The sequence below is a fragment of the Vibrio sp. A37 genome (assembly GCF_059777565.1).
The window spans coordinates 98,705-121,828 of record NZ_JBLNLI010000002.1; the positions used below are offsets into that span (position 1 = coordinate 98,705).

Consider the following 23,124-nt stretch of genomic DNA (forward strand, 5'->3'; position numbering starts at 1 on the left):
TTGACGGACTCTAAAAACAAGGTGTAAAAGGCAATGAATCTAAATCCCGCAGTATAGGCAGAGTCAGGCGCACCAAAAAAAGATGGACCTTACATAAACTCTGACTCATCAGGAATTGGCTATGAAATTCTTCAATGATTTGAGCTTCAAGTGGAAACTCGCCGCTCTCGTGCTCCTTCCAATCATTTGTATGCTGTTGTTTGCTCAATTAGAAATACAGCTGGACTGGAAAACACAACATGAAAACCAGCAAATACAAGAGCTTGCTAAGTTGTCAGTGAAAGCCAGCTCTCTTGTCCATGAAATGCAAAAAGAAAGAGGGGTCACGGCAGGTTATTTAGGTAGTGGAGGTAAAAAGTTTGCCAGTGAAATGCAGCAACAACGTATAGAGGTGGACAAAAGGCTAGAGACCTTACTTAAATACCTTAAAACCTTTGACGTGGCCCAATTTGGTGACAAGTTCACTCAGCAACTTAAAGCAGCGTTGGATATGAGCGCGCAGCTTAGTGACCAGCGAAAAGCAATTTCTGAACTGCGTTTACCGCTAAAACAAGCCATCGGTTATTTTACCTCAATGAATGCAACGTATTTAGATATTGTAGGCTTGCTGCCGATACTGAGTTCGGATGGACGTGTCAGTAATATGGGTGTGGCGTATTTTAATTTTTTGCAAAGTAAAGAACGAGCGGGAGTGGAACGAGCGGTATTGGCAGGGGTATTTGCTCAAGATAAGTTTGGCGAAGGTGTTTTTAATCGGCTGCAATCTCTGATAACCACCCAGAACGTCTATATGGACGTATTCAAGTCACTTGCCACACCTCAGCACCTAGCATTTTTTGCCAGTACGATGAACGGCAATTTTATCGATGAAACGGAAAAAATGCGCAATATTGCGATTGCAAAGGCTAGTACGGGTCAGTTTGGTGTCGATCCAGCGTATTGGTTCCAAATGCAAACAACCAAAATTAATGCGTTAAAAAAAGTGGAAGACAGGCTTTCTATTGATTTAGTTGATTTTGTTCATGAACTTGAAGTGAACGCGGGGCAGGCGCTCAATGCTTCGATTATTACCACTGTACTAGCCTTAGCTTTGACTATCGCTTTCTTGATTTTTGTTCAACGGCTTATCACTCGTCCATTAGATAGCTCTGTTCAAATTGCTAACGCGATAGCCAATGGAAAACTTGATAACACCATTGATGCGAAATCTAATGATGAAATAGGTAAGCTTTTGAGTGCATTGGGTACGATGCAAAGTAAACTAAGTGCTCAAATTGAAAAAGAACGGAAACAAGCGGCTTCGAGCAACCGCATACGTCAAGCTTTGGATAATGTCTCAGCAAACGTTATTGTTGCAGATGCAAGTAATACAGTCATTTACATTAATAGTGCCTTCGAACAGCTCCTAAGTAGTAAAACAAGAGAGTTGCAAAAAGAGCTACCAAACCTCGATGTTCGAGCATTGCGTGGCGCCAATATCAATGTATTTGATAAACCATCAAAGCCACTGTTTAGTCAATTGAGCACTATAAGGAATACTCATCAAGAAGAAGTCACCATTGGCGGGCGCATTTATAATATCGTTGCCAATCCGGTTTTAGGTGATAACGGAGAGCGATTGGGTACTGTAGTTGAATGGGCTGATTTGACCGAGCAACGAGATGCAGAAGATCAAGTCGCAAGTGTGATAAAGGCGGCAGTTACTGGCGAGCTGAGCAAGCGATTAGATAGCTCACGCTACCAAGGTTTTATGCGCACGTTGGCGGAAGGTATTAACGAGATGTTGGATGCCATCGTTAGCCCATTAAACGTAGCGGCTGAATACGTTGAGCGAATTTCTAAAGGTGATATCCCAGAGCCAATTTCCGAAGAATATCAGGGTGACTTTAATAAAATTAAAAATAATCTAAATACATGTATTTCGGCAATCAATCGTATGGTCACTGACGCGGACACTTTGGTTGGAGAGGCATTGCGCGGTGAGTTGAAAGCTCGCGCAGATGAAACTCAACATCAAGGTGATTTCCGCAAGATTATCGAGGGTGTTAACGCGACGTTAGATGCCGTCGTCAATCCTCTCAATATGGCTGCTGACTATGTGAATCGAATAGCCAAAGGTGACATCCCAGAGCCTATTACGGCAGATTATCAGGGTGACTTTAATAAAATTAAAAATAACCTGAACACCTGCATCACCGCTGTCAATCGTATGGTAGGTGACGCCAATACGCTAGTGGAAGAGGCACTGCAAGGAGAGCTAAAAGCACGGGCAGATGCCAGCAAGCATCAAGGTGATTTCCGTAAGATTATTGAAGGCGTGAATGCAACGTTAGACGCAGTAGTTACTCCTCTTAATACCGCTGCAGATTACGTCAATCGGATCTCGAAAGGTGATATACCTGAGCCAATCACCGAGGAGTATCAAGGAGATTTCAATCATATAAAAAACAACCTGAACACGTGTATTGCCGCAATTAATTTACTAATTACCGACGCTAATAAACTAGCAAATGCTGCGGTGCAAGGCGAGCTCTCTGCTCGAGCAGATGAGACACAACATCAAGGCGATTTCAGAGATATCATTGCAGGTGTGAACTCTGCTCTAGATGCGATTGTGCCTCCTATCGCTGAATGTAAAAGTGTTTTAAGTGCGCTTGCTCAAGGCGATCTAACGGAATCAATGAATGGTGATTTCCAAGGAGAGTTTGCGGTTTTACAACAGGCAGTGAATACGAGTGTCGGAAACTTATCCAATTTGGTGAATGAAATACTCGTTTCATCGAGTAGCATTCGTACCGCTTCTCAGGAAATTCGCAACGGAAATATTGATTTAAGTAAACGGACTGAAGCTCAAGCCGCTTCGTTAGAACAAACTTCAGCAAGTATCGAACAGCTAACAGGGACCGTAACAAAAAATACCGAGAACACGCAGTATGTGAACGAGCTTTCGACAGAGACGAGTACTCAAGCTGAAGCCGGTGGCGATGTCGTCAATCAAGCGGTATCGGCTATGGAAGAAATTAGCGCAAGTAGTAAAAAGATTGCGGATATCATTGCTGTCATTGAAGAAATTGCTTTTCAAACAAACTTGCTTGCACTTAACGCTGCAGTGGAAGCGGCGAGGGCCGGAGAGGATGGCCGAGGTTTTGCGGTGGTTGCCGCAGAAGTTCGCAACCTAGCGCAACGAACTGGAGTGGCAGCCAGAGACATTGCTGAGTTAATTAAAGACAGTGTTGTTAAAGTTGACGAAGGAGGCCGTCTTGTTAATGAGTCCGGTACGACGTTAACGGAGATTGTGACTTCGGTAAAACAAGTGGGTTCGGTCATTGGAGATATAACTAAAGCCAGTGAAGAGCAGTCTGTCGGTATTAGTGAGGTGAATAAAGCTATCGCTGAAATGGATAAGATGACGCAGCAAAATGCGGCGCTAGTGGAAGAAACGTCTGCAGCGAGTCAATCCATGGAAGATTTAGCCAAAAGGCTAACGAAACTAATGGGCACATTCAAGACTTCGTCAGCTCATGGCAACAACGTTCAAACGGTCAAACTGGCTAAAGGAGCATAGCGGGTTTGAGATGCCTGCAGAGCTTGCCTACAAGTTCACTGCAGTAGCCTCGTCTCATCTAAGACCTTCGATAGTCTAGGGTGAGGCGTGAGGCAATGTAGATAGTTGCAGTGAAAGTCATCGTCAATTTTTGCGCGGTTTTGGACAAAGTTTATGGTATGCCTCACCTAATACTCTCGAAGTGAGGCAGCACAATATCAAGTACAAATAATTCAGAGATTCAACAACTTCCTTATTCAGTAGCTAGTTTTCTTACTTTTCGGCCATAAAACACGGTTGCGAATATAAGTGCGACTATTGCCAATGACATAATGTAAAATGGTGGTGCCATCTTAAAACCCGATTGTTTAATCATAAGTAAAGAAATGACAGGTGCAAAACCACCAAAAATAGCATTGGCAAAGTTATAGCATATAGATATTCCACTAAATCGTATATTGGTTTCAAATAGACTAAACAAGGTTTTAGGTATGATGACGGCCGAAGTAGCACTTAAAATAGCGCTGAGAACGACAGAAACTATAAAGAAATGACCGGTTAGAGTATAGAGTAAATAAATAGGATATGGTAAGACAAACGCTAAGACGCACCCAAAAAGAATAAAAGAATACGTTGAGATTTTGTCAACTAAATGCCCAAACGGTATACAGAAAATACATGAAAGGAGCAGTCCTAGTGTGATAAACCAATGCAAGTTCGGGATTGTATGGTCAACAATTTTAACTAAATAGTCTGGTAAGAAAAACCAGAGAGAATAAAACGTAGCGGCATTGATCGACACAATAAAAATACCAAGTAAAACGCTTGTTTTTTTACGGCGAAAAATAGCAAGCACCGGTATCTTTTCTTTTTGTTTTAGCTTTTCAAAATCTGCTGATTCTGTTAGTTGGCTTCGAACAAAGAACCCCATTAGACCAATTACCCCACTAATGAAAAACGGTATTCGCCAACCATAATCTAGCATCTGTGCATGATTCATCATTATCAAAAGCAATGAAAGAGTCAATGAACCTAACACGGCCCCCAACCACATCGAACTAAACATATAACCACCATTTTTTCCTGATTGAGCAGAATTGGATTCTGTAATATACGTAATGGCGCCGGGAAACTCTCCTCCTAAAGACATACCTTGAAGTAAACGGAATACCGTGATTAGTATTGAAGAGTATATGCCGATTGAATTGTATTCTGGGGTGAAACCAATCATAAGTGTAGAGAAAGCCATTATAAAAATAGAGTATGAAAAAAGTTTGGCTCGTCCATATTTATCACCTAGGTGGCCAAAAATAATTCCACCAAGTGGCCTTGCTACATAGCCAATAGCAAAAATTGAAAATGTGGCAATAAGAGCTGTCATACTATCTGTATGAGGAAAAAATACTTCGGCAATATAACTCGACATAACGGCATAAACGATGAAATCATACACATCGAGCATACCACCTATATTTACCATTAATATTTTTTTAAAGTTACTATTAGATTCCATTAGGTTTTCTCTTATACTGCTATGTAAAACAATAACATAGCAATCAACCATTAGTGGAGGCAAGTAAACGTAAATACCCCATGGATAACTAAGAAGTACTTTTACAGCACTTGTACTAACACATTTACCTTGTTAGATTTATATCAAGAGCAAAAGCTCTTTTACCGATGTTAGGTCATGACTCCAACTCGTTGATATATCGCGCAATCCAATTTTTAAGAAGTAGCCATTGCCATTATCGAAGTCCCTTGCCGTTTTTGTCGACAAACAGTGGCCGTTTGGGGGAAACAAAATGAATCAACGCTGACTTTGGTATACTCGGGAAACATGATTTAAACGCATTGTGGCTCATGCTTTCGGGAAGCGAAATGCAGACGCCCTCAAAGTTTCACTCTGAACCACCTTTTTGCCTAATTGAGACGGCGGACTACACTATTTTGTAGGAGGCTTAAATTCTAATATGACAATGCCTTTTATAGAGGGATCACATGATTATAGGACCACTCAAGGCAAAAGCTTCTCTACTTGAATCTAGTTTTATTCAACTTACTGTTTTCATATCGGTCGTTTTATTATTCCCTTTCACGGGTTTTGCCAACGAAAAAAATACACTTGATTGTTATAGTACCGTGTTCTCTCCTTATGTTATTGATAACGATGGTGAAATAAGTGGAATAGATGTTGATGTTATTACAGAAGTTGGAGATAGATTGGGCATTGATATTACCTTTTCACTCAGACCTTGGAAGAGGCTTGAGAAAAATATTAAAGAAGGTTCTATAACGTGTGCTGCAGCTTACTTTAAAACTGAGCCGCGCATGGAGTATATGGACTTCACAAACGTACCTCTGCATATTACTTCTTATACACTCTTTACCAGTACAAAAAATAGCAATAAAGCTTTTAATTCTTTTCAAGACCTGAAAGGCTGGACGATTGGAGTAAACAGAGGTTTCAAAACAACACCAGACTTTGAGGATGCGGTAACAAGCGGGCTTATAAAAAGGCACGATGTCAAAAATGAAGAGCAGAGCTTAAAAATGATTCAGTTAAACAGAATCGATGCAATGTTAACTAATTATCATGTAGGCTTGTACAACATTAGAAATATTGGCGCATCGCAAATTGTTCCAATACTCCCTTCAATTCAATCTAAACCCGCATATTTTGTCTTTTCCAAGAAAAAAGACCTGGCACATCTCGTTCCGAAATTTGATGAAGTTTTATTTTCTATTCTCCAAGACGGGACCTACAAAAAAATTGTTGATAAATATCTGTCAACACAGGCTAAGACAGACGTGAACTGAACAGCATCACAGGAGGCTTACACTGCGCAAACCGAGCCGCGATCGATAATCTTTGGTGTGTGAAACTCCAAGTTAGTATTTGGCTCAATTAACTTTCGAGTGGCGTCTTTAGCCATTAGGGTGATTGGGAAATGTAAGCTCGTTAATTTTGGAATTATGTAATTGGCGCGCATACCGCTGTCGTAACAAATGAGAGAAATATCATCGGGGACTCGTAATCCATGCTCAGAAATTGCGAGAAGTGCGCCCACGGCCATTTCCTCATTACAGCAATATATCGCTGTACTACTGTTTTTTTGCAATATCTTGCAAGTGTTTTCGTAGCCACTAGGTAGATCATATTCGCCAGCTAAGCATTGAGTCGGAGACAGGCCAGCCTGACTCATTGCATCGAGAAAACCTTGTTTTCTTAATTGGCTAGAGCCGCGGGACTCAGGGCCGCTAATACAGGCGATTTGGCGGTGTCCTTTGCTAATGCAAAACTCTGTTGCCAATTGACTGGCTAAACGATGATCGAATGACACGCATCGATTTTCTAAACCTTGTACCAACCTATCTAACAGTACAAATTGTTTTTCTTGAGAGGCTAAATTACGTAGCTGAGCATCAGTGAGTGCGCGAACATGTAAAACTAGACCGTCACAGTTCATATTGTATAGCTTGTTGATAGCATCTAGCTCATTTTCGACACTCCCTCGACCTTTCATGACTAAAAGTTGTTTTTGGTGAGAGTCAGCCTCACTCTGAACATTGTCCATTAAGCTACCAAAGAATGCGCCCAGATAAGAGGTTGTCACTAATCCAAGCGTGTGGCTTTTGTTTGATGCTAAAGATTTTGCTGCGAGGTTGGGCGCATAGCCGAGCTCGGCTATGGCCTTTTCTACAACGAGTTTGGTTTTGCTTCTAACTTTGTTCTCACCATTGACAACTCTTGAAACTGTGGCTCGTGAAACTCCGGCTAAAGCGGCGACATCTTCTAAAGTTGCCATGTGGTGTTGAACTCCTGTAAGTATCTAAGCAAACTGTGGCAAGTAAGCATTATTGATTTCCAATACCTCTTCAAGTAGTGGTGCTGCGATTTCTGCATCACCGATGAGAGGGTTCGTGATTAGCGCAAGTAGTGCTGCTTCTTTATTACCATGCACAGCCGCTTCTATCGTTAAACGTTCAAAGCTTTTAACATGCGCCGTTAATCCATGCATAGCCTCGGGCAATTGACCAAAGGCGAGTGGGTGTGCTCCTTGGCCATCAACAATACAATCTGTTTCAATGATAGCATCATCAGGAAGCCCAGATATTGTGCCATTATTTCTGGTATTTACCGTGAGGCGAGTACCTAAATTGTTATGAATGGCGCAGATAAGTTCAATTGCGACCTGAGAATAAAATGAACCCCCTCGAAAGCTCAGCTGTTCTGGCTTCTCACAAAGGTTTGGGTTTGAATAAATGTCGAACAATTCTGCTTCTACCTTCATCACCTGTTCGGCTCGTGTGCCTTCATTTTGCGCCTGTTCAAGCTCGTCACCTAACATGGTTCTTGTTTGATAAAAGTAGTGGTGGTAGGGGCAAGGAATCGCATTTAACGCCCGCAAGAAATTCGGTTCCCAAGGATCTTCTTTGATATTGTTCATTGTTAGTTCTGCGCCGTTACAAAGAAGATCGATCACTTTATTGGTGATGTTTTCACCTTTGTGCGTCACCTCGTGCGCCCAGACCATATGATTGAGGCCAGCAAATCGCAACTGTATGTCTTCATATTTTGCTTCAAGCATATTGGCAATCATATGATGCATGGTAATCGGCACGTTACATAGGCCAATAATTTTTGCATTGCTATAGCGCGAGACGGCTTCTGTCACAATGCCAGCAGGGTTGGTAAAGTTGATAATCCAAGCATCTGGCGCCAGCTTTTCAACCAACTTGGCAATGTTAAGCATTACAGGGATAGTACGAAGCGCTTTTGCAAACCCACCGACGCCAGTGGTTTCTTGTCCTAGCAAGTTATATTTTAAGCCTAAACGTTCGTCGGCAGCGCGAGCAGGCAACTGACCTACCCGAAGTTGAGTTAACACATAGTCTGAGCCCAAAATGGCGTCTTCTGGGCTGCAATGAGTCGTGATCTCAACGTGTTCTAAACCCGACTTATCCAACATTCTGCGGGTTAAAGCAGCAATGGTTTCAAGCTTGTTCTTACCTGCTTCAACATCAACAAGTGCTAACTCATGCAGAGGGATGAGTTTCCAGCGTTCAATCAATCCTTCAATAAGTTCAGGAGTGTAGCTGCTACCGCCACCAATAATGGTTATTTTTGCTGTTTTCATTTGCTTTCTCCTTGCTTGGTTGAAGTTCGGCGGTACAACTCAATCATATCTGTGGCTAAGTCTTGAATAACCATCGCGTTCATTAAATGATCTTGAGCGTGGACAAGTATCAACGTTGTGGGTAGCTTGCCACTACCTTCATCTAACCCAATCAGCTGGGTTTGCACTTTATGCGCTTGATTGACTGCTTCCTTTGACTCATTTAGCCGTTGTTTTGCTTGTTCGAAATCATCATTTCTTGCACTTTGAATAGCCATCAAAGCGCAGCTGCGAGCACTACCCGATGTCACAAGCAATTCCATGATGGTGGACTCTAAATCGATGTTTTCTAGTTTATTAGCGTCTAGGTCTGAGGCTGTTATTGTGTCCATGTTATTTTCCTATTAGGCGTTCGCTGATGAAGTGACGCTTGCATTTGCTTGAGTGTCTTCGGTTATTTTTTCTTCTTTGCAAAGTTGTCTTTCGTAGGCTTTAAAGAACGGATACCAAATCAGGCTATCGACAACAATCAGGGCGATGACAAGAACAAACGCTCGGTAATCCCAAGAAGCGGAGATCATTGCGCCAATCGGAGCGGGAGTTGTCCAAGGTGCCATTGCAATCATAGTTTCGACAACATGCATATTGAGAGCAGCATAGCTGATCAGCACGTTTACGATAGGAACCAACAATAGTGGAATAAACATGATTGGGTTCATGACAACAGGTGAGCCAAAAATCAGTGGCTCGTTGATGTTAAATATGGCCGGTACAACGCTGAGTCTGCCTATTGTTTTCAGGTGAATAGAGCGACTTCGTAAATACATAAAAGCCAGAACCAAAGTGGAGCCAGATCCACCGATACACAAATAAAATGACCAGTAAGGAGCGGTTAAAATGTGGGTTGCTTGAGCTCCATGAGTAATGAGCGCGGCATTCGCTGCAATATTTGCCATGAAAATGGGGTTGAGCAAACCTGTCACGATGTTGTCACCGTGAATCCCGGCAAACCAAAGCAAGTTAGCTACTGTTACCGCGATCAAAATCGCAGGGAGACTGCCTCCGAGCGCGACCAAAGGTTGAAAAGCTTTCATCACAGCAGCAGGCAATAACATGCTGTATTCACTTTGCAAAAACAGACTCAGAGGGTAGACGGTCAACATGATGCCAATGACGGGATACAAAAGCTCAAAAGAACGAGCTATTGCTGGTGGCACTTGTTCCGGCATTTTTATCGTCACGTTGTACTTCTGCAACAGACGAATGAGTTCCACTGACCAAATCGCACAAATGATAGCTGTGAATACGCCTTTTCCACCTAAGAACTCCATAGACATGTGGTTATTGATTTGTGGAGCGGAAGCAAGCAAAAATGCCATCAGGGACAGCATTGCTGCAGTGAGGCCATCGAGTTTATAGTGCTTAGCTAAGCTGTAGGCAGTACCGATGCTGACAAAGACACTCATGAGCCCCATTGTCATGAAATAGGGCATAGTAATCGTGCCCCAATGGTGTTTGGCAAGTTGAACCCAAAAGTGGCCAAAAGTTGAGGTCGTATCGGCGCTAAATGGTGGGTTGGCCACGATAAGCATCATACTCCCGACGATTAAAAATGGCATCGCTGAAATGAAACCATCTCGAATAGCAATGATGTGCGGTTGGGTGCCCACTTTTGTTGCAATAGGAGCAATACGATTTTCAACCACACGCATCATTGAAGAATAAAGACCCATCTGAATCTCCTACTGTGTTAGTTGACAAGCTCTAGCGCACTATCCAAGACTTTGTCCCCGCGCATGGTTCCATAGTCGAGCATATTGATAACTGACACTTTCTTATTGAGAGGCTCGGCGAGTTCTGTGATTCTAGCTTGTTCGTATTTAACTTGAGGACCAAGCAGGACAACATCATAGTTACCTATGTGCGCCTCAATTTCTGAAACAGAAACGGCATTGATTTCGACGTCTAGTTGGCGCCTGCTTGCTGAATCGAGCATTTTTTTCACCAGAATGCTAGTTGACATTCCTGCAGCACAGCATAGAAGAATCTTGTTCATGTTTTGTCCTCAACAATGGTTTGATTAGTTTTATATCACAAATGTGAGCGCTCTCATTTGGGGTGAAGATAAGTTTTTTCGCGGCGTGAAATTGAGATCTAGGTTTGATTTGCTCGTAGTCAATAGAAACGGAGATGAATATATGTGCTTTGTACCACAGATTGAAGCGAATGGGTGTCGGCGAGTACTTTAGTTGGTGATAAAGAACATGCTGTACGGCCAGGTCGTATATAGATTATTGAAATTTCATGATATTTTAATGTTACCTTGAGCTAGGTTTGATATCTGTTTGAGTAGGTACGTTAACTCTGTATCAAAATACGATTCTCGCTTAGGATGTGATTGCTCGTCTCGGATTCAAGGAAGTGGAATGAAAAAACTGACACGCGTTGCCGTTATTGGCTTGTTACTTTTGGCCCTAATAGTTTTGGTTGGTTGGGGTTATCTCCATTATTTACTCCCAAACAAAAGCGGCTCGATTAAAACAAACGCTGTCGATAAGACGACAAAAGTGTTGACGGACAAGTGGGGAATTCCTCATATCGAGGCACAAAATGCCCATGATGCTTATTTTGCATTGGGTTTTGTCATGGCCCAAGATCGCCTGTTTCAAATGGACTTGCAACGTAGAGTTGCGCAAGGCGAATTGTCAGAAGTATTAGGCGCTTCAACAGTCAAAGTTGATAAGATGTTTCGCACTCTTCTTATTAGGCAGCAAGCAGAGAAATACCTAAAGCAACATTCAGCTTCTGATTCCAAAGCCCTTTCAATTTTAGATGCTTTCTTAGCGGGGATTAATGAGTTTATCGCGCAGGGCAAGTTTCCTATCGAATATACGATTTTAAACGTAAAACCTAAGCCTTTTACTCGTGTGGATGCAATAGCGTCAATGGGTTATGTCGCCTACACCTTTGCCCAAGGAATAAAGCGAGATTCGCTATATAGCAAGCTATTACCGAGACTTGGTGAAGCAGATATGAAGGTGCTTTACCCAAATTACCTCGATGAAAATCACACCACCATATTGCAGCCGAGTGTTAACGGCCAAGCAAGCCTAAGTACCAGCGCTAATTCAAAACAAATGGACGCCAACTTGGCAATCTTGCACGACTCGTGGCAGCAAATTTTTGACCAAGCGAATCAAGTAGTGCCAGCCATCACAGGCAGTAACTCATGGGTTATTGCACCATCTCGAAGTGAAAGTGGTAGTGCGTTGCTAGCGAATGATCCACATGTTGGAGTGTCGAATCCGGGAACATGGTATGAAGCCCAAGTAACTTATCCAGGATACGACAACTATGGTTATCATATACCTTTAATGCCATTTCCTCTACTAGGACAAACGAAAAGCAAAAGTTGGTCACTGACCATGTTTGAAAATGACGATATGGACTTATATGCCGAAACCTTCGATCCGAGCAATCCAGAGCTGGTTAAGTACAAAGGCAATTGGGTGAAAGTGAAAACCTACCATGAAGTTGTTCGAGTAAAAGGAGAAGAGCCACAGCCTTTGACGATTCGGGTAACCCCTCATGGCCCTGTTATTAGTGATTTCATCAAGGGGTACTCCGGAAAGCCTGTCTCACTCTACTGGACCTACTTAGACGTTGATAACCCGGTATTAGACGTTTTGTACGGAATGAGCTATTCAAAAAATTTAGCTGAGTTTAGACAGGCAGTTTCTCAGCTGGCCGCTCCAGGGTTAAACATTTCTTATATTGATAATCATGGCAATATTGCTTGGTGGGCGGCAGCAAAACTGGTTGTTCGCTCTCCCCATGTGACGGGCAAAAAAATACTGGATGGAGCCTCGGGTGAAGACGAAATAAAAGGATATTTGCCTTTTTCTAGTAACCCTCACCTAGTGAACCCGAAATCAGGGGTGATCGTCACGGCGAATAATTTACCGACAGCGGAGCCTATTCCACCCATTGGTCTTATACCGGGATATTACGCACCTTCGGATAGAGCGGCGAGAATAAATCAACTGTTGAACACAAGAAACAAGTGGAGTTTAGAGCAACTCAAAACAGCACAGACAGATATGACAGTGGCAGAAGCCGATAAAATGTCTCGTTTCATGGTTGAAGTTTTGCAAAAGCAGAAAGGCTCGTTATCTGCTACTGAAAATAGGGCGTTAGAAGCGCTGCAAAATTGGCACGGCCTTTATTCGGTAGATTCTGTTGGGCCGACCGTATTTGAATTCACAACTTACCATCTGCTTAAAGATTTGCTAGCAAAAAAACTGGATGAAGAAGAATTTCGACGCTATATGAATTTGTCTGATCACTGGAATTTCCTAAAAGCGTATTTGAAGCCCGGTGAGTTAAGCGATGAAACCAATGTGGATTTTTTCACCATTCCTAAAAGTAAAGTCATCATGCAAGCCTTTAAACAAGCTGTAGCAGAGATAGTTGAAAAGCAGGGTAGTGATGCAACAAAATGGCGCTGGGGAGAGGTTCATTGGGTCGAGTTTTCTCATCCTCTGGGCAAAGTAAAACCGCTCAACCTATTCTTCAATTTAGGCCCTTATTCAGCACCTTCGGGATACCCGGCAATCAATAAATTTAAGTCAAGGAAGGGCAACCATGATTATCGTGCAATATCTATCCCATCGACCAGAAGGTTGGTCAGTTTTGCTGCAAACGAGCCCTCTTGGAGTATTTTGCCCACTGGCAACTCTGGCAACGTGATGAGTAAACACTATTCTGACCAGACTGATATGTTTTTACACAATAAGTATCGCAAGATCCTAAAAACAACAGATCAAGTTAAAGTTAATACAGAAGCGGTATTGATGTTTGAACCATTGAAAAGCGAAAGGTGAGCTTGCCCGTGGGATCTTGGTGAAAAGAAGATGCGGTGAAAAATAGCCTGCAAGAGCGTCAAACTTTTGCAGGTTATTGAATTGCTAACCGATTAAATTGATTCGATTAGGATTTTTACTAACGTGTCGGGATCATCAACCATTACGTTGTGGCTACAAGGTAATGAAATTGTCTCCCAGTTTGCTAGCTTTTGAGCGTTTTCATAAAAAGGCTTACCCACACCAGGGTAACCCCATTCGGTCGCATAAATGTAAATATGCCTAGAGATATCTTCCCATTTGCCTTCTAACTCGACCGCTTGTTCGAAAGTGCTTAGTGGGTGAGCTTTACACTGGCGGTCTACCCATGCTTGGTCTTCAACGTTAACCCCAAAAGCTGCGGATGGAGCTGGCGTAATCCAAGCGTTGTTGCCTTTAGTTACCGCGTTGTTCTTAAATTCAGACGCAGCTTCAGTTGGTAGTAAATCTAAAACGCATTGTTTATTTGCAGGTACCAGTGCATCTAGGTAAACCAGAGATGTCACTCGTTCGGATAATCTGTCGGCAATACCAGTAATGACCATTCCACCATAGCTGTGACCGCACAGGACTATGTCAGTGAGCTCCTCACTTTCGATGACATTAATCACATCTTGTATGTGGGTCTCTAGATCGATGTTGCTGTCAATTAGGTGCGAGCGATCTCCTAATCCAGTCAGAGAGGGAGTAAAAACATTATGCCCTTGTTCACGTAATGATTTTGCTGCTCTTGTCCAACACCATCCGCCCAGCCATGCTCCGGGAATTAAAACGAAATTAGCCATATTTAACCTTCATCGAATATTTAAATTTGCTTTACTAGTGTAATGAATTTTATTTCAACTTATTAAGCCGAGTGCTCTATATCATCGTAGCAATGAGCTTGAGTCGGGAAATCACCCGATGACACTTCTTTTACATATTGTTCAATACTTTCTCGAACAAGCTTTGTTCCATCCATATATTGTTTTACAAACTTAGATTCAAATGGTGGCTTTAAGCCGACTAGTTCGTGCAAGATTAGTGACTGTCCATCTGTGTGTGGGCCTGCACCAACACCAATAGTTGGAATGCTCAGTTCTTCACTGATTCTTTTACCAAGTTGAGATGGGATATATTCTAAAATAATGGAGAAACATCCAGCTTCTTCAAGCTGTTTTGCCTCTTCTAAAATAAGGTCTTGTGCAGACTTTGTATTACCTTGAGATTTAAATCCGCCCAAGGCGTGAATATGCTGTGGTGTTAAGCCTATATGGCCCATGACTGGAACACCTGACTCTACAATATGTTTTATCGTTTCTAAGTTTCCACGAGTACCTTCGAGCTTAACAGCTTGCGCCCCAGCCTGAATAAGCTGAGTCACGGCTTCCATTGTTGAATGTAGCGACTTTCGGTAGCTCATGAATGGCATGTCGGCGATGATGAATTTGTCTGTGCCTCTTGCTACAGCGCGAGTAAAAAGCGTGACTTCATCAAGTGTTGCGTGGGTCATATCTGGGTGGCCTAGCATAACGACGCTGCCTGAATCCCCGACTAATACACAATCGATGTCTGTATCCGATACAATTTTAGATAGCGCATAGTCAAAACAAGCCACCATGGTAATTTTTTGATTTGCTTGTTTTTTCTTTTGAAAGTCATTAACTGTTTGCATACTTCATTTCCTAATAAATAAGATCTGATTGCAATGCTTATTCAGTCAATCCATTTAATTTAGCAAGTTGATATTCATATTGAGAATATAAAATCAAAAAGTTTAATAGTTCACATCCATTGATGCGTAAAGAAAATTTGTTGAATTTAAATTTACACTATTTGAATAACCATTTAATCAGTGGTTTATGGTTTGTATTATTTTTTACCCAAGGGGTTTTCGTTGGGATATTGTGTTCGTGTGCACTATAAATATTTATTTTTATATTGTCAAAGATGATTTTTCTTTAATTGGTGATTTATAAGTGCGAATATTAATAACTGATAAATTAAATCGAAATATATATTAAATGGTAGAAAGTAGTGGAATAAAAATTGATTATATTAAGGCAGTAATAGAGTGGTGTCATTTATAGTGGACGTACTTAAAAATCTAGTTTCTTGAGTACGTCACCCCATTTTTTCGATGATATTACTTTGGTCTTAGAGCCTATTTATGCCAGATATATCAATATTCAAGCATGCGACATCCGTTCCTTGAGCTAGCCGAAGTATGGATTATAATTTTGTAAATAGGTCTAAAGGAGAGACATGGAAATGGGCAATAGGCTGCTTTGTGAGTTGGTCGGTGAGCGGATTTTAGGCGTGTTAGGTACATATCCTCCAGGAAAAAATGGCATGGATGTATATGTATGTGGTGTGGATGTGATTGAGGATACGAGACTAAGTGTTCAGCTCCCACATGGTCATCAGTTACGAGAAAATCAGCTTGTTACTGTTCATCTAGATAACCGATCAAACAATACAACCTACGATGAAGAGCTCAGTGTTTACAGGGTATCGTACAAAGGTGTTGTGACCCATAAATCTGAATATGAAGTAATTGTCGACGCGGAAGAGTATCAAGTGTTTCACGGCAATCATTGTGAAAAAGAATATCATTCTCCAATCTATCAATATCCAGATGATAATAGGCAAATCCAAGAAATTAAAACGAGCCCCTTAAAAAAAGTGCCCGTTCCAGATGTTTTGTGTCATGACAACAAAGCTGGTGTCTTATTAACTTACGCAGAGAAACAACCTCATACTACCGTACTTGCGTATTTATCAACTTATGATGACGACATTTTTTTCATCACTTTTCCTAGCACATTTAAATCCAACGTATTGAAGAAAAATAATCACTGTTACTTTGTCATCGATGGAAGGACGTCCACATCATTAGATATTACGATGGAATGGAACTACAACATTATTAGAGGAGAAGTGTTTCAGATAGATAAACAGTCTCAACTTTTTGGTCATTTACAACAAGTTTTTATTACAAAAAATCCTTATGAAACAGCGTTTTTTAATCATCCAGATGTCGAAATGTATCACCTGATCCCAGACCATATGGTGTGTCCCCGGCTGGCTTCATGACATAGATTAACATGCTCTAACCTGCTGAAACGTTTTTACTCCGAGTAGTATTGATATTCGGTTTCTGCCATGTAGCTAGAAAACTTGTTGAACGTCGTCAACAACAACTGCAAAGCTCGTATCTCAACGCCTGAAGTCCAAGCCTTATTGCGACATAAACATTTAGCTAATTGCCCAGATAGGCGATTGGGATTTTCGTTCCATCAATTCTTATTAGTTTCTTTTTGTTAACCCCTAGTTGAAATTTGTCCTAAGATTAATGTCGGTACAATTAATTATATTAATCAAAGATTGCCATGCATGGAGAGAATCAATGCCGACTCATGAAGATATACCAGTTACAGAAGCACAGGTTAGGAAAAACAAAGCTAAGGTATTAGCAAAGATAAATCAGCAACGGAATATGTCTCAAGGTTTTCGCTTGGTGAATGTGAAACAGTATCAAAAAAAGTTATTGGAATTAAAGAGAAAGTTGGAGTCTTATGACTATGTGAATGAGGCGAATAAACACCAAGATGAAGTCATTCTAGACATCATGACGAATACCGGAAAGATAAATAACTACCTAGAGCAGGAAACCTCTCAAAAGCTAAAATCAGGAACAGCAGACTTCCACTCAAAAAACCAATTAGCAAATGCACAGCTAAAAAAGAAGCAACTATTTCTAATGTTTATGGAAATTACCGAGGCTCAAGAAGAATTGAAGGAGTTTTCAGTCACTGTTGCATCAACAACAAACGGTACTGTTAAGCAGCCTCCAGGTGCGTATTTTGGTGTAAAGGACTTTCACGGTGCGTTAGACAAAATAACAAACAGGAAGCGCCATTATGATATTGGTGATCTTAAAGACGCAGCACGTATGACCATTATTTTCGAGACACTTGATGATATGGTCGCCGCTAAAGCCTTGATACGTCTGACAGAGGAATTTACCCAATTACAACACCACCAATCTGCAATGAAAGATCGCTATGGGACGAGTACCGGCGACGACGCAAAGTTTAATTGCGGTGCAACGGATGCGGGATACAAAGATATAAAATTCTTTTTGAAGATGAGTAATGGTCATATTGGTGAGCTTCAACTGAATACACGTAACATGATTGTCGCAAAAAAGAACGGCCATATTATTTACGATATATTACGTGATGGCGGTTCTCTAGATCAGCCTTTCACCATTACCAATCATGAAGTTCTTGCGAAAGTTAATCGCAACATGAGTGAAAAATGGTTTAACTTCATTCGTAATCGAGTACCTAAAGCGAAACAAGACTTACCAATCATCATGGCTCTAGTTGATCGCATGAAACATAATATGGCGAATGGCAATCCTTCATTGGTGGTTTCATTAGAAGAGATAGAAGCGTTATCGAGAGTGAGCTTGTGTATCTATGAGCAAGGAGATAATGGTAGAGTATTGCTAGATTAGAAGTACTTGACCAAACAATCAGAGTGTGGCGAAATCAAGCTAGGTCATGTAAATGACATATAGTGTTGAGATTTAAATTATTTTAGCCCCAAATGATTGAAAAGCTGAGGGAGCCATCTCTCAGCTTTTATGCTCCTATAGGAAGTCAATGACAACAAAATCCCCCACCAACAAATACGCAGTGCCAGCTCTCGATAAGGGTCTAGATATACTTGAATATTTAGCATCCCAAGATGCTCCTCGCTCACAAGCGGAAATCTCGCTAGCACTGGATCGAAGTGCCAACGAAATCTATCGAGTATTAGTCGGCTTAGAAGCGAGAGGTTACTTACATCGAGAGGAAGTCTCAGGCAAATATCGTGTCTCGTTGAAGCTGTATAATTTGTCAAGGCGTATAAACCCAGTAGATAAGATCCGCCAGTGTGCTATCCCTCATATGGAAGATATGGCATTCACTTCTGGCTGTTCTTGCTATCTTACTATGCTGTATCAAAGCCAAACTATGGTAATTGTCCACGCATCTAGCCATGAGCCTGTTTCTATGACAATTGCTGAAGGGACATTAATTCCGACGATGTCTACTTGCCCAGGAAAAATTTTACTGGCAAACAGCAAACAAGAAGTGAAAGAAATGATTCTTGAACGGGATGACGCTTTTCGCAAAATGTCTCAAGCAAAGCGTGATATGCTATTTGCGGAACTTGAGATGATTCGAGATAAGGGGTATTTGGTCGCTCCAAGTCCGTTTGTTGCTGGTGTCGAGGATTACTCGACATTGATTGGTCACTCAGAAGGGCTGGTTATCGCTTCCCTTTCAATTTCAACGCTCCCTTCACCTTTGTCTAATAGTGTGGACTCAGAAGAGCTCATCAACAAGCTACAAGAAACAGCACAGTTGATTACTAGTCAGCTTGGTTGTTAGCCAGAGAGTCGAATACGTTTGGCTTAAAGCTTACGTTTCTCTTCGGACTTATAGCGAGAGAAAACAGGTGTAGTTTCCCCAAGTTTTAGTCATACCCTCTTGTCATTGGAAGCAGTGACAAGAGCATAAGTACGTCCGAATAAGATAAGTGACTAGATAATAGATTGTAATAGCCCTTGACTTCAGATTAACTAAAGAAAATGATAATTATTCATTATTAAAAATATAAAATATAATAATTTCATATAATGTTGCCATAAACATATACTGCACTCATCGAAACAAAACGCCCCCAACTAACAACTAACTTAGGAAACGTATTATGAAAATGAATCATGTCGGTATTATGGTCGGTGATATGGACCAAGCAGTAGAGTTTTACAAAGAAGCTCTAGGCTTACGAGTAATTATGAACAACACTAAAGTCATCGAAGAGCGCGAATCAGCGATAGGAAGAATGTGTATCGCGGTATTTGGTGAAGGCTTCAAAGGTTTTAACATCGCGCACTTAGTGACTACAGATGGTATCGGTGTTGAGCTTTTTGAGATGAAAGATCGTCAAGATCGTCACGAAGTTGACTTCTCTCGACTTGGTATCTTCCACTTCTGCTTACAAACTGATGACTTTGAAGGTGTGATTGAAAAAGTTGAAAAGTTTGGTGGTAAAGCGCGTATGGACATCATGCGCTACCATCCAGAAGATGACAATAGACCTTACAAAATGGTTTATCTAGAAGACCCGTTTGGTAACCTATTCGAACTTTATTCTCACACTTATGAAGAAACTTATTCTTCTGACTACGAATAACGATTAAGTGCAATTTGAAAGGGTTAGCGATAGAGCTAACCCTTTTTGCATATTAGGATATTTCGATTTATCTATCACTATACAACTGTAGTTTGTGTACGGTAACACTTTAAAGTTATGCCAGATTATCCATAAGTAGTTGATGGATGACGCTATAACGTTGTGGCAATATTCGATGCCGTTTTTGAACTAAGAAAAGAGTTTCTTCGACGGTAGATTCTGTCTCTACAATATGTAGGCTTTGAATGTCATCAAATTTATCTATCGCGCTTTTGGGTAACACAGTAAATCCTAATCCTTTCGCGACAGGCGATAGTATTTGGTTGATTTGATTAATATACCCCGATCTTGGCATCTCATTGATATTTATGTTCTCAAGCTCTGAGTTTCCACACAAGTCTAAATAAAGTGATAGGTAATGTGCTGCGTCTGGATGGGCAATGAGCCCAATATCCAACAATAGATCTCTGTTCACTGGCTCACAACCGTATGTTTTGGGAAGTACTAAGCAGAGTTGTTCACTACCAAGTTGTTGGATTTTATATAAGCTACTGCTTGGTTGTTCAGTAACAATACCAAGCGAAGTTTCTCCAGATTGGATATCAGCTAAAATTTTCTGATTCGGAGCGACCTCTAATTGAATACTTAAGTTTGTATGGCACTGTTGTAGCTCTAGCATTTTAGGGTAAAGTTTCAGCGCCAAGGAGCCAGAGCAAGACAGCATGCACTGTCCAGAATATGGGTCATCGAAACTTAATTCTTCTAATAGTTTCGACTCGTTTTTTTCCAGCTTAATCGCGTACTGGTAGACGAGCCTACCTTGTTCGGTCAGCTCAAAGCTTTTCCCCTGTTTTTTTATTAATGTATGGCCACAAGCCTTTTCCAACTTTTGTAAATGTTGAGAAACTCCCGGCTGTGTCATATACAGTTTTTCTGCAGTTTTTGTAAAGTGACCGACGTCTACTAGCGTCTTAAATGTATTTAGCCATAGAGGATTAAGCATGGTTCTATAATAAATTTACATAACAAAAAATTATTATAAATCTATATAGTGATAATTTCTAATAACTATTTAACATTACATAATGTTTAATTATCCGTTATCATTTCTTTTGTCCTCCATAATCATCCGTTTGATCACGCCAAACAGAGTGGGGGTGATTACCTACTTTATTGGTTGATTTATTGGACTGCAGCGAAAACTCAATCCATAGCGAAGGGCCGTGTACTCTAATGTAATCGTCTTCACTATTTAAATCCGTAGTGCCTGAAAAACCAATCACCGTATTTGGGAGTTCAGCCGTATATTTTGCCATATACTTTTTGGCATTCGCTTTATCGATGTCTCCAACATACGTTTCAATAGCAGCCAGTAGTAGTGCTTTTTGCTTATCGTTTAACTCTGAGACTTGCAAACCTTCTTGCACTTTTGGAATAGCATCATCAGCTTGCGGTCCAGCAAGAATATCTCTGTATTTTCCCTTGAGAGTGGCGGCAGTTCTTTGGTTTTTTGTAAGTGAGTTGAGCAAAGCGGCAAAAGCATCCCTTTCTTGTAGTAGTGGGATGTTGACACGTCCATTCATTTCGAAAGAAGGGAAAGGTTCGATTCCTCTAAATGAAGGAGTGGCTCCTACGAGCTGACCATCAGTGTAGGTATTAGAGAATGCAAAATGATGTCCACCATAATAGAGTTGCCATGTTCCTTGCTTTGACGGCTTTCCTAAAAACGCGATCTTAGAATTGAAGGAGGAGTAGCCAGCTTTATAATCGGTACTGACTGTCTCAATGTAATCATCGGCATTCAGCGTCTGCAGCATTTCGTCAAAACCTTCATTTTCGTTTAGGCTTGCTGCTTGCATTAGTATTGCTTTGACTATTCCACGTTGCTTTACGTTAAGTTCACCTAAGAAAATTCCTGGCCTTGCTGGAAATGCACCAGCAGGTAAGTTGCTCCAATTTTTTGCTTCAGCAAGAGAGTAGTCTAATTGGATCAGTTTTGATTGATCTTCGGAGATATCTGCTTTCAGTAGGTCGATGATGCACAATAAGCGCGAATGTCCGGTGTTGGTATTACAACTGTCGACGGAAGAAGGAATCGCAATTGACCCCATTAAGGTACTAGTATCCCCTAGTCGAGCTTGTATTTCTTCGCTTCCTTCCGGCGGTGGTCCACCCGGGCCTTGACCTTGTGGCGGATTCATTGAGTGAGCGATGCTATCAGTGTTAACAAATAACATTGATAGACTGAGATACGTAAGGTTAATAATCGATGGTTGCTTTTTTATTCTCATATACAGGTCTCTTCTATCGTTGAGATGGCTATCTATGGATGTATAAAAACAATAGTAACCAAACAGAGCTTTAGCAATAACCGTATATGGGAGCTTGGTGCTTGAGAGTTAGTGGCAAATAAATCTTGAATGGATGTGTTATGGATGAAGATTTGATCTTCAGAGAACTACTTAAAAGTATGGGGGGTAAATATTCTATATTAATCGAAGCGTAACGTAGCAATGTAAGATTAATTGTCAAAGGCGGGGTCCAAGCCCACGCCTTTGACTCTCTTTATCTTTCCGCTTTTTTCCACGTTAAAACAACGGCGGGAAACAAGTTGAGCATGACAACTCTTGCTCGAACACAAGGGCCAAATATTTGTTTCATTTGTGCTCGGAACTGCTTTGCTTTCTCAAACTTAAAAGCATGCAAATATTGGAACGTGGTGAAAGTGGCTCCATGACTACAACACGCGGTAACAGATTCGATAATTTTTGATGTCGCTTCTGCATCTAATGAAGCAAATGGCAATCCAGAAACAAGATGATCGATGGATTGATGACCGTGGTATTTTAAGAATGTTTGTATTTCTTCTGCACGACCACAGCTAAATGAAGCGTATGGGAATTGCTTCTGTAGCTCTTTTGTGAAATCCGCATTGAGTTCTACGCCAAGATATTGGTGTGGGGAAGCTAATTTAGCAAGAATATAACGGGTGAAGCTTCCTGTTCCGGGGCCTAACTCGACAACGCTATCGTTTGGTGTGAAGTTCAGATGCCCAGTCATGCTGCGTGAGAGAGATGGAGCACTCGGAAATAAGGCGCCAACCGACTTGGGGTTGGTAGCGAAAGCACGCAAGAAAAGAGTATAAGACTGTAATGACATGAAAATTCCTATAATTTTAGTACTTTGGAATTGGTTTAAATTTAGGCTAGCAAAGAAAACCATGCTTTTAGTAAGGTAAAATGGAATTATTCACTGTAAGTATGCAACTGTGTATTTGGTTGTTTTCCTAGTTATGAATTTAATATTTTTCAGCCTATCAAACAAC

The 23,124-nt window shown here is 41.1% G+C and carries 18 protein-coding genes; 7 read left to right on the plus strand and 11 right to left on the minus strand.

Going from position 1 to position 23,124, the window contains the following annotated elements; genetic code table 11:
* The first annotated feature begins 121 nt into the window (after window positions 1–121).
* Window positions 122–3,565: a methyl-accepting chemotaxis protein gene (locus tag ACM2FC_RS04165; protein ID WP_498479594.1), complete on the plus strand. Its 3,444-nt coding sequence runs from the start codon at window positions 122–124 to the stop codon at window positions 3,563–3,565.
* 232 nt (window positions 3,566–3,797) lie between these two features.
* On the opposite strand, the gene ACM2FC_RS04170 is transcribed toward ACM2FC_RS04165, so the two are convergent.
* A complete protein-coding gene (locus tag ACM2FC_RS04170; RefSeq protein WP_498479595.1) occupies window positions 3,798–5,057 on the minus strand; it encodes an MFS transporter in 1,260 nt (419 codons plus the stop codon).
* A gap of 488 nt (window positions 5,058–5,545) precedes the next feature.
* On the opposite strand from ACM2FC_RS04170, the gene ACM2FC_RS04175 reads away from it, so the two are divergent.
* Entirely contained in the window at window positions 5,546–6,364 is an 819-nt protein-coding gene (locus tag ACM2FC_RS04175) for a substrate-binding periplasmic protein (RefSeq protein WP_498479596.1), read from the plus strand.
* 17 nt (window positions 6,365–6,381) lie between these two features.
* Here ACM2FC_RS04175 and ACM2FC_RS04180 read toward each other — a convergent pair whose 3' ends face one another.
* Genes ACM2FC_RS04180 through ACM2FC_RS04200 form a run of 5 tightly spaced genes read right to left on the minus strand, consistent with a single transcriptional unit; the run spans window position 6,382 to window position 10,720 of the window.
* The gene (locus tag ACM2FC_RS04180) at window positions 6,382–7,353 is read right to left on the minus strand and encodes a LacI family DNA-binding transcriptional regulator (protein ID WP_498479597.1); all 972 of its coding nucleotides are present in this window, start codon (window positions 7,351–7,353) and stop codon (window positions 6,382–6,384) included.
* A 24-nt stretch (window positions 7,354–7,377) separates the two neighbouring features.
* Window positions 7,378–8,685 (minus strand): 6-phospho-beta-glucosidase, encoded by a 1,308-nt coding sequence (locus ACM2FC_RS04185; protein ID WP_498479598.1) that lies wholly within the window; start codon window positions 8,683–8,685, stop codon window positions 7,378–7,380.
* Window positions 8,682–9,056 carry a PTS lactose/cellobiose transporter subunit IIA gene (locus ACM2FC_RS04190; protein ID WP_498479599.1) on the minus strand — a complete coding sequence of 125 codons (375 nt, stop codon included), beginning with the start codon at window positions 9,054–9,056 and terminating at the stop codon, window positions 8,682–8,684. Before ACM2FC_RS04190 ends, ACM2FC_RS04185 begins: the two co-directional genes overlap by 4 nt.
* A 12-nt stretch (window positions 9,057–9,068) precedes the next feature.
* On the minus strand, window positions 9,069–10,397 hold the full coding sequence (locus ACM2FC_RS04195) for a PTS sugar transporter subunit IIC (RefSeq protein ID WP_498479600.1): 1,329 nt from the start codon (window positions 10,395–10,397) through the stop codon (window positions 9,069–9,071).
* Between the two features lie 17 nt (window positions 10,398–10,414).
* On the minus strand, window positions 10,415–10,720 hold the full coding sequence (locus ACM2FC_RS04200; RefSeq protein ID WP_498479602.1) for a PTS sugar transporter subunit IIB: 306 nt from the start codon (window positions 10,718–10,720) through the stop codon (window positions 10,415–10,417).
* 370 nt (window positions 10,721–11,090) lie between these two features.
* On the opposite strand from ACM2FC_RS04200, the gene ACM2FC_RS04205 reads away from it, so the two are divergent.
* Window positions 11,091–13,547, plus strand: coding sequence for a penicillin acylase family protein (locus ACM2FC_RS04205; protein WP_498479603.1), 2,457 nt, complete (start codon window positions 11,091–11,093; stop codon window positions 13,545–13,547).
* Window positions 13,548–13,639: 92 nt separating this feature from the next.
* Here ACM2FC_RS04205 and ACM2FC_RS04210 read toward each other — a convergent pair whose 3' ends face one another.
* Complete coding sequence (locus tag ACM2FC_RS04210; RefSeq protein ID WP_498479604.1) at window positions 13,640–14,350, minus strand: alpha/beta fold hydrolase; 711 nt, start codon at window positions 14,348–14,350, stop codon at window positions 13,640–13,642.
* A 62-nt stretch (window positions 14,351–14,412) separates the two neighbouring features.
* Window positions 14,413–15,219: a 3-methyl-2-oxobutanoate hydroxymethyltransferase gene (panB, locus tag ACM2FC_RS04215; protein WP_498479606.1), complete on the minus strand. Its 807-nt coding sequence runs from the start codon at window positions 15,217–15,219 to the stop codon at window positions 14,413–14,415.
* A gap of 590 nt (window positions 15,220–15,809) precedes the next feature.
* On the opposite strand from panB, the gene ACM2FC_RS04220 reads away from it, so the two are divergent.
* The 4 genes from ACM2FC_RS04220 to ACM2FC_RS04235 all read left to right on the plus strand — a co-directional run bounded on the left by ACM2FC_RS04220 (window position 15,810) and on the right by ACM2FC_RS04235 (window position 19,799).
* Complete coding sequence (locus ACM2FC_RS04220) at window positions 15,810–16,640, plus strand: hypothetical protein (RefSeq protein WP_498479607.1); 831 nt, start codon at window positions 15,810–15,812, stop codon at window positions 16,638–16,640.
* A gap of 313 nt (window positions 16,641–16,953) precedes the next feature.
* Window positions 16,954–18,069 (plus strand): hypothetical protein, encoded by a 1,116-nt coding sequence (locus ACM2FC_RS04225; protein WP_498479608.1) that lies wholly within the window; start codon window positions 16,954–16,956, stop codon window positions 18,067–18,069.
* Window positions 18,070–18,217: 148 nt separating this feature from the next.
* Complete coding sequence (locus tag ACM2FC_RS04230) at window positions 18,218–18,991, plus strand: IclR family transcriptional regulator (RefSeq protein ID WP_498479609.1); 774 nt, start codon at window positions 18,218–18,220, stop codon at window positions 18,989–18,991.
* Window positions 18,992–19,313: 322 nt separating this feature from the next.
* Window positions 19,314–19,799, plus strand: a complete 486-nt coding sequence (locus ACM2FC_RS04235; RefSeq protein ID WP_498479610.1) for a VOC family protein — start codon at window positions 19,314–19,316, stop codon at window positions 19,797–19,799.
* A gap of 115 nt (window positions 19,800–19,914) precedes the next feature.
* On the opposite strand, the gene ACM2FC_RS04240 is transcribed toward ACM2FC_RS04235, so the two are convergent.
* The 3 genes from ACM2FC_RS04240 to ACM2FC_RS04250 all read right to left on the minus strand — a co-directional run bounded on the left by ACM2FC_RS04240 (window position 19,915) and on the right by ACM2FC_RS04250 (window position 22,958).
* The gene (locus tag ACM2FC_RS04240; protein WP_498479611.1) at window positions 19,915–20,802 is read right to left on the minus strand and encodes a LysR family transcriptional regulator; all 888 of its coding nucleotides are present in this window, start codon (window positions 20,800–20,802) and stop codon (window positions 19,915–19,917) included.
* A gap of 100 nt (window positions 20,803–20,902) precedes the next feature.
* Window positions 20,903–22,090 (minus strand): DUF3500 domain-containing protein, encoded by a 1,188-nt coding sequence (locus ACM2FC_RS04245; protein ID WP_498479612.1) that lies wholly within the window; start codon window positions 22,088–22,090, stop codon window positions 20,903–20,905.
* A gap of 274 nt (window positions 22,091–22,364) precedes the next feature.
* Window positions 22,365–22,958, minus strand: coding sequence for a class I SAM-dependent methyltransferase (locus tag ACM2FC_RS04250; RefSeq protein WP_498479613.1), 594 nt, complete (start codon window positions 22,956–22,958; stop codon window positions 22,365–22,367).
* Window positions 22,959–23,124 lie beyond the last annotated feature (166 nt).

Excerpts from the sequence above, each read along its gene's own strand:
- ACM2FC_RS04190 (WP_498479599.1), bottom strand. The coding sequence starts at position 9,056 with ATGGACACAATAACAGCCTCAGACCTAGACGCTAATAAACTAGAAAAC.
- ACM2FC_RS04210 (WP_498479604.1), bottom strand. The coding sequence starts at position 14,350 with ATGGCTAATTTCGTTTTAATTCCCGGAGCATGGCTGGGCGGATGGTGT.
- ACM2FC_RS04250 (WP_498479613.1), bottom strand. The coding sequence starts at position 22,958 with ATGTCATTACAGTCTTATACTCTTTTCTTGCGTGCTTTCGCTACCAAC.
- ACM2FC_RS04240 (WP_498479611.1), bottom strand. The coding sequence starts at position 20,802 with ATGCTTAATCCTCTATGGCTAAATACATTTAAGACGCTAGTAGACGTC.
- ACM2FC_RS04225 (WP_498479608.1), top strand. The coding sequence starts at position 16,954 with ATGCCGACTCATGAAGATATACCAGTTACAGAAGCACAGGTTAGGAAA.
- ACM2FC_RS04200 (WP_498479602.1), bottom strand. The coding sequence starts at position 10,720 with ATGAACAAGATTCTTCTATGCTGTGCTGCAGGAATGTCAACTAGCATT.
- ACM2FC_RS04220 (WP_498479607.1), top strand. The coding sequence starts at position 15,810 with ATGGAAATGGGCAATAGGCTGCTTTGTGAGTTGGTCGGTGAGCGGATT.
- panB (WP_498479606.1), bottom strand. The coding sequence starts at position 15,219 with ATGCAAACAGTTAATGACTTTCAAAAGAAAAAACAAGCAAATCAAAAA.
- ACM2FC_RS04205 (WP_498479603.1), top strand. The coding sequence starts at position 11,091 with ATGAAAAAACTGACACGCGTTGCCGTTATTGGCTTGTTACTTTTGGCC.
- ACM2FC_RS04185 (WP_498479598.1), bottom strand. The coding sequence starts at position 8,685 with ATGAAAACAGCAAAAATAACCATTATTGGTGGCGGTAGCAGCTACACT.
- ACM2FC_RS04170 (WP_498479595.1), bottom strand. The coding sequence starts at position 5,057 with ATGGAATCTAATAGTAACTTTAAAAAAATATTAATGGTAAATATAGGT.
- ACM2FC_RS04175 (WP_498479596.1), top strand. The coding sequence starts at position 5,546 with ATGATTATAGGACCACTCAAGGCAAAAGCTTCTCTACTTGAATCTAGT.
- ACM2FC_RS04180 (WP_498479597.1), bottom strand. The coding sequence starts at position 7,353 with ATGGCAACTTTAGAAGATGTCGCCGCTTTAGCCGGAGTTTCACGAGCC.
- ACM2FC_RS04165 (WP_498479594.1), top strand. The coding sequence starts at position 122 with ATGAAATTCTTCAATGATTTGAGCTTCAAGTGGAAACTCGCCGCTCTC.
- ACM2FC_RS04230 (WP_498479609.1), top strand. The coding sequence starts at position 18,218 with ATGACAACAAAATCCCCCACCAACAAATACGCAGTGCCAGCTCTCGAT.
- ACM2FC_RS04235 (WP_498479610.1), top strand. The coding sequence starts at position 19,314 with ATGAAAATGAATCATGTCGGTATTATGGTCGGTGATATGGACCAAGCA.
- ACM2FC_RS04195 (WP_498479600.1), bottom strand. The coding sequence starts at position 10,397 with ATGGGTCTTTATTCTTCAATGATGCGTGTGGTTGAAAATCGTATTGCT.
- ACM2FC_RS04245 (WP_498479612.1), bottom strand. The coding sequence starts at position 22,090 with ATGAGAATAAAAAAGCAACCATCGATTATTAACCTTACGTATCTCAGT.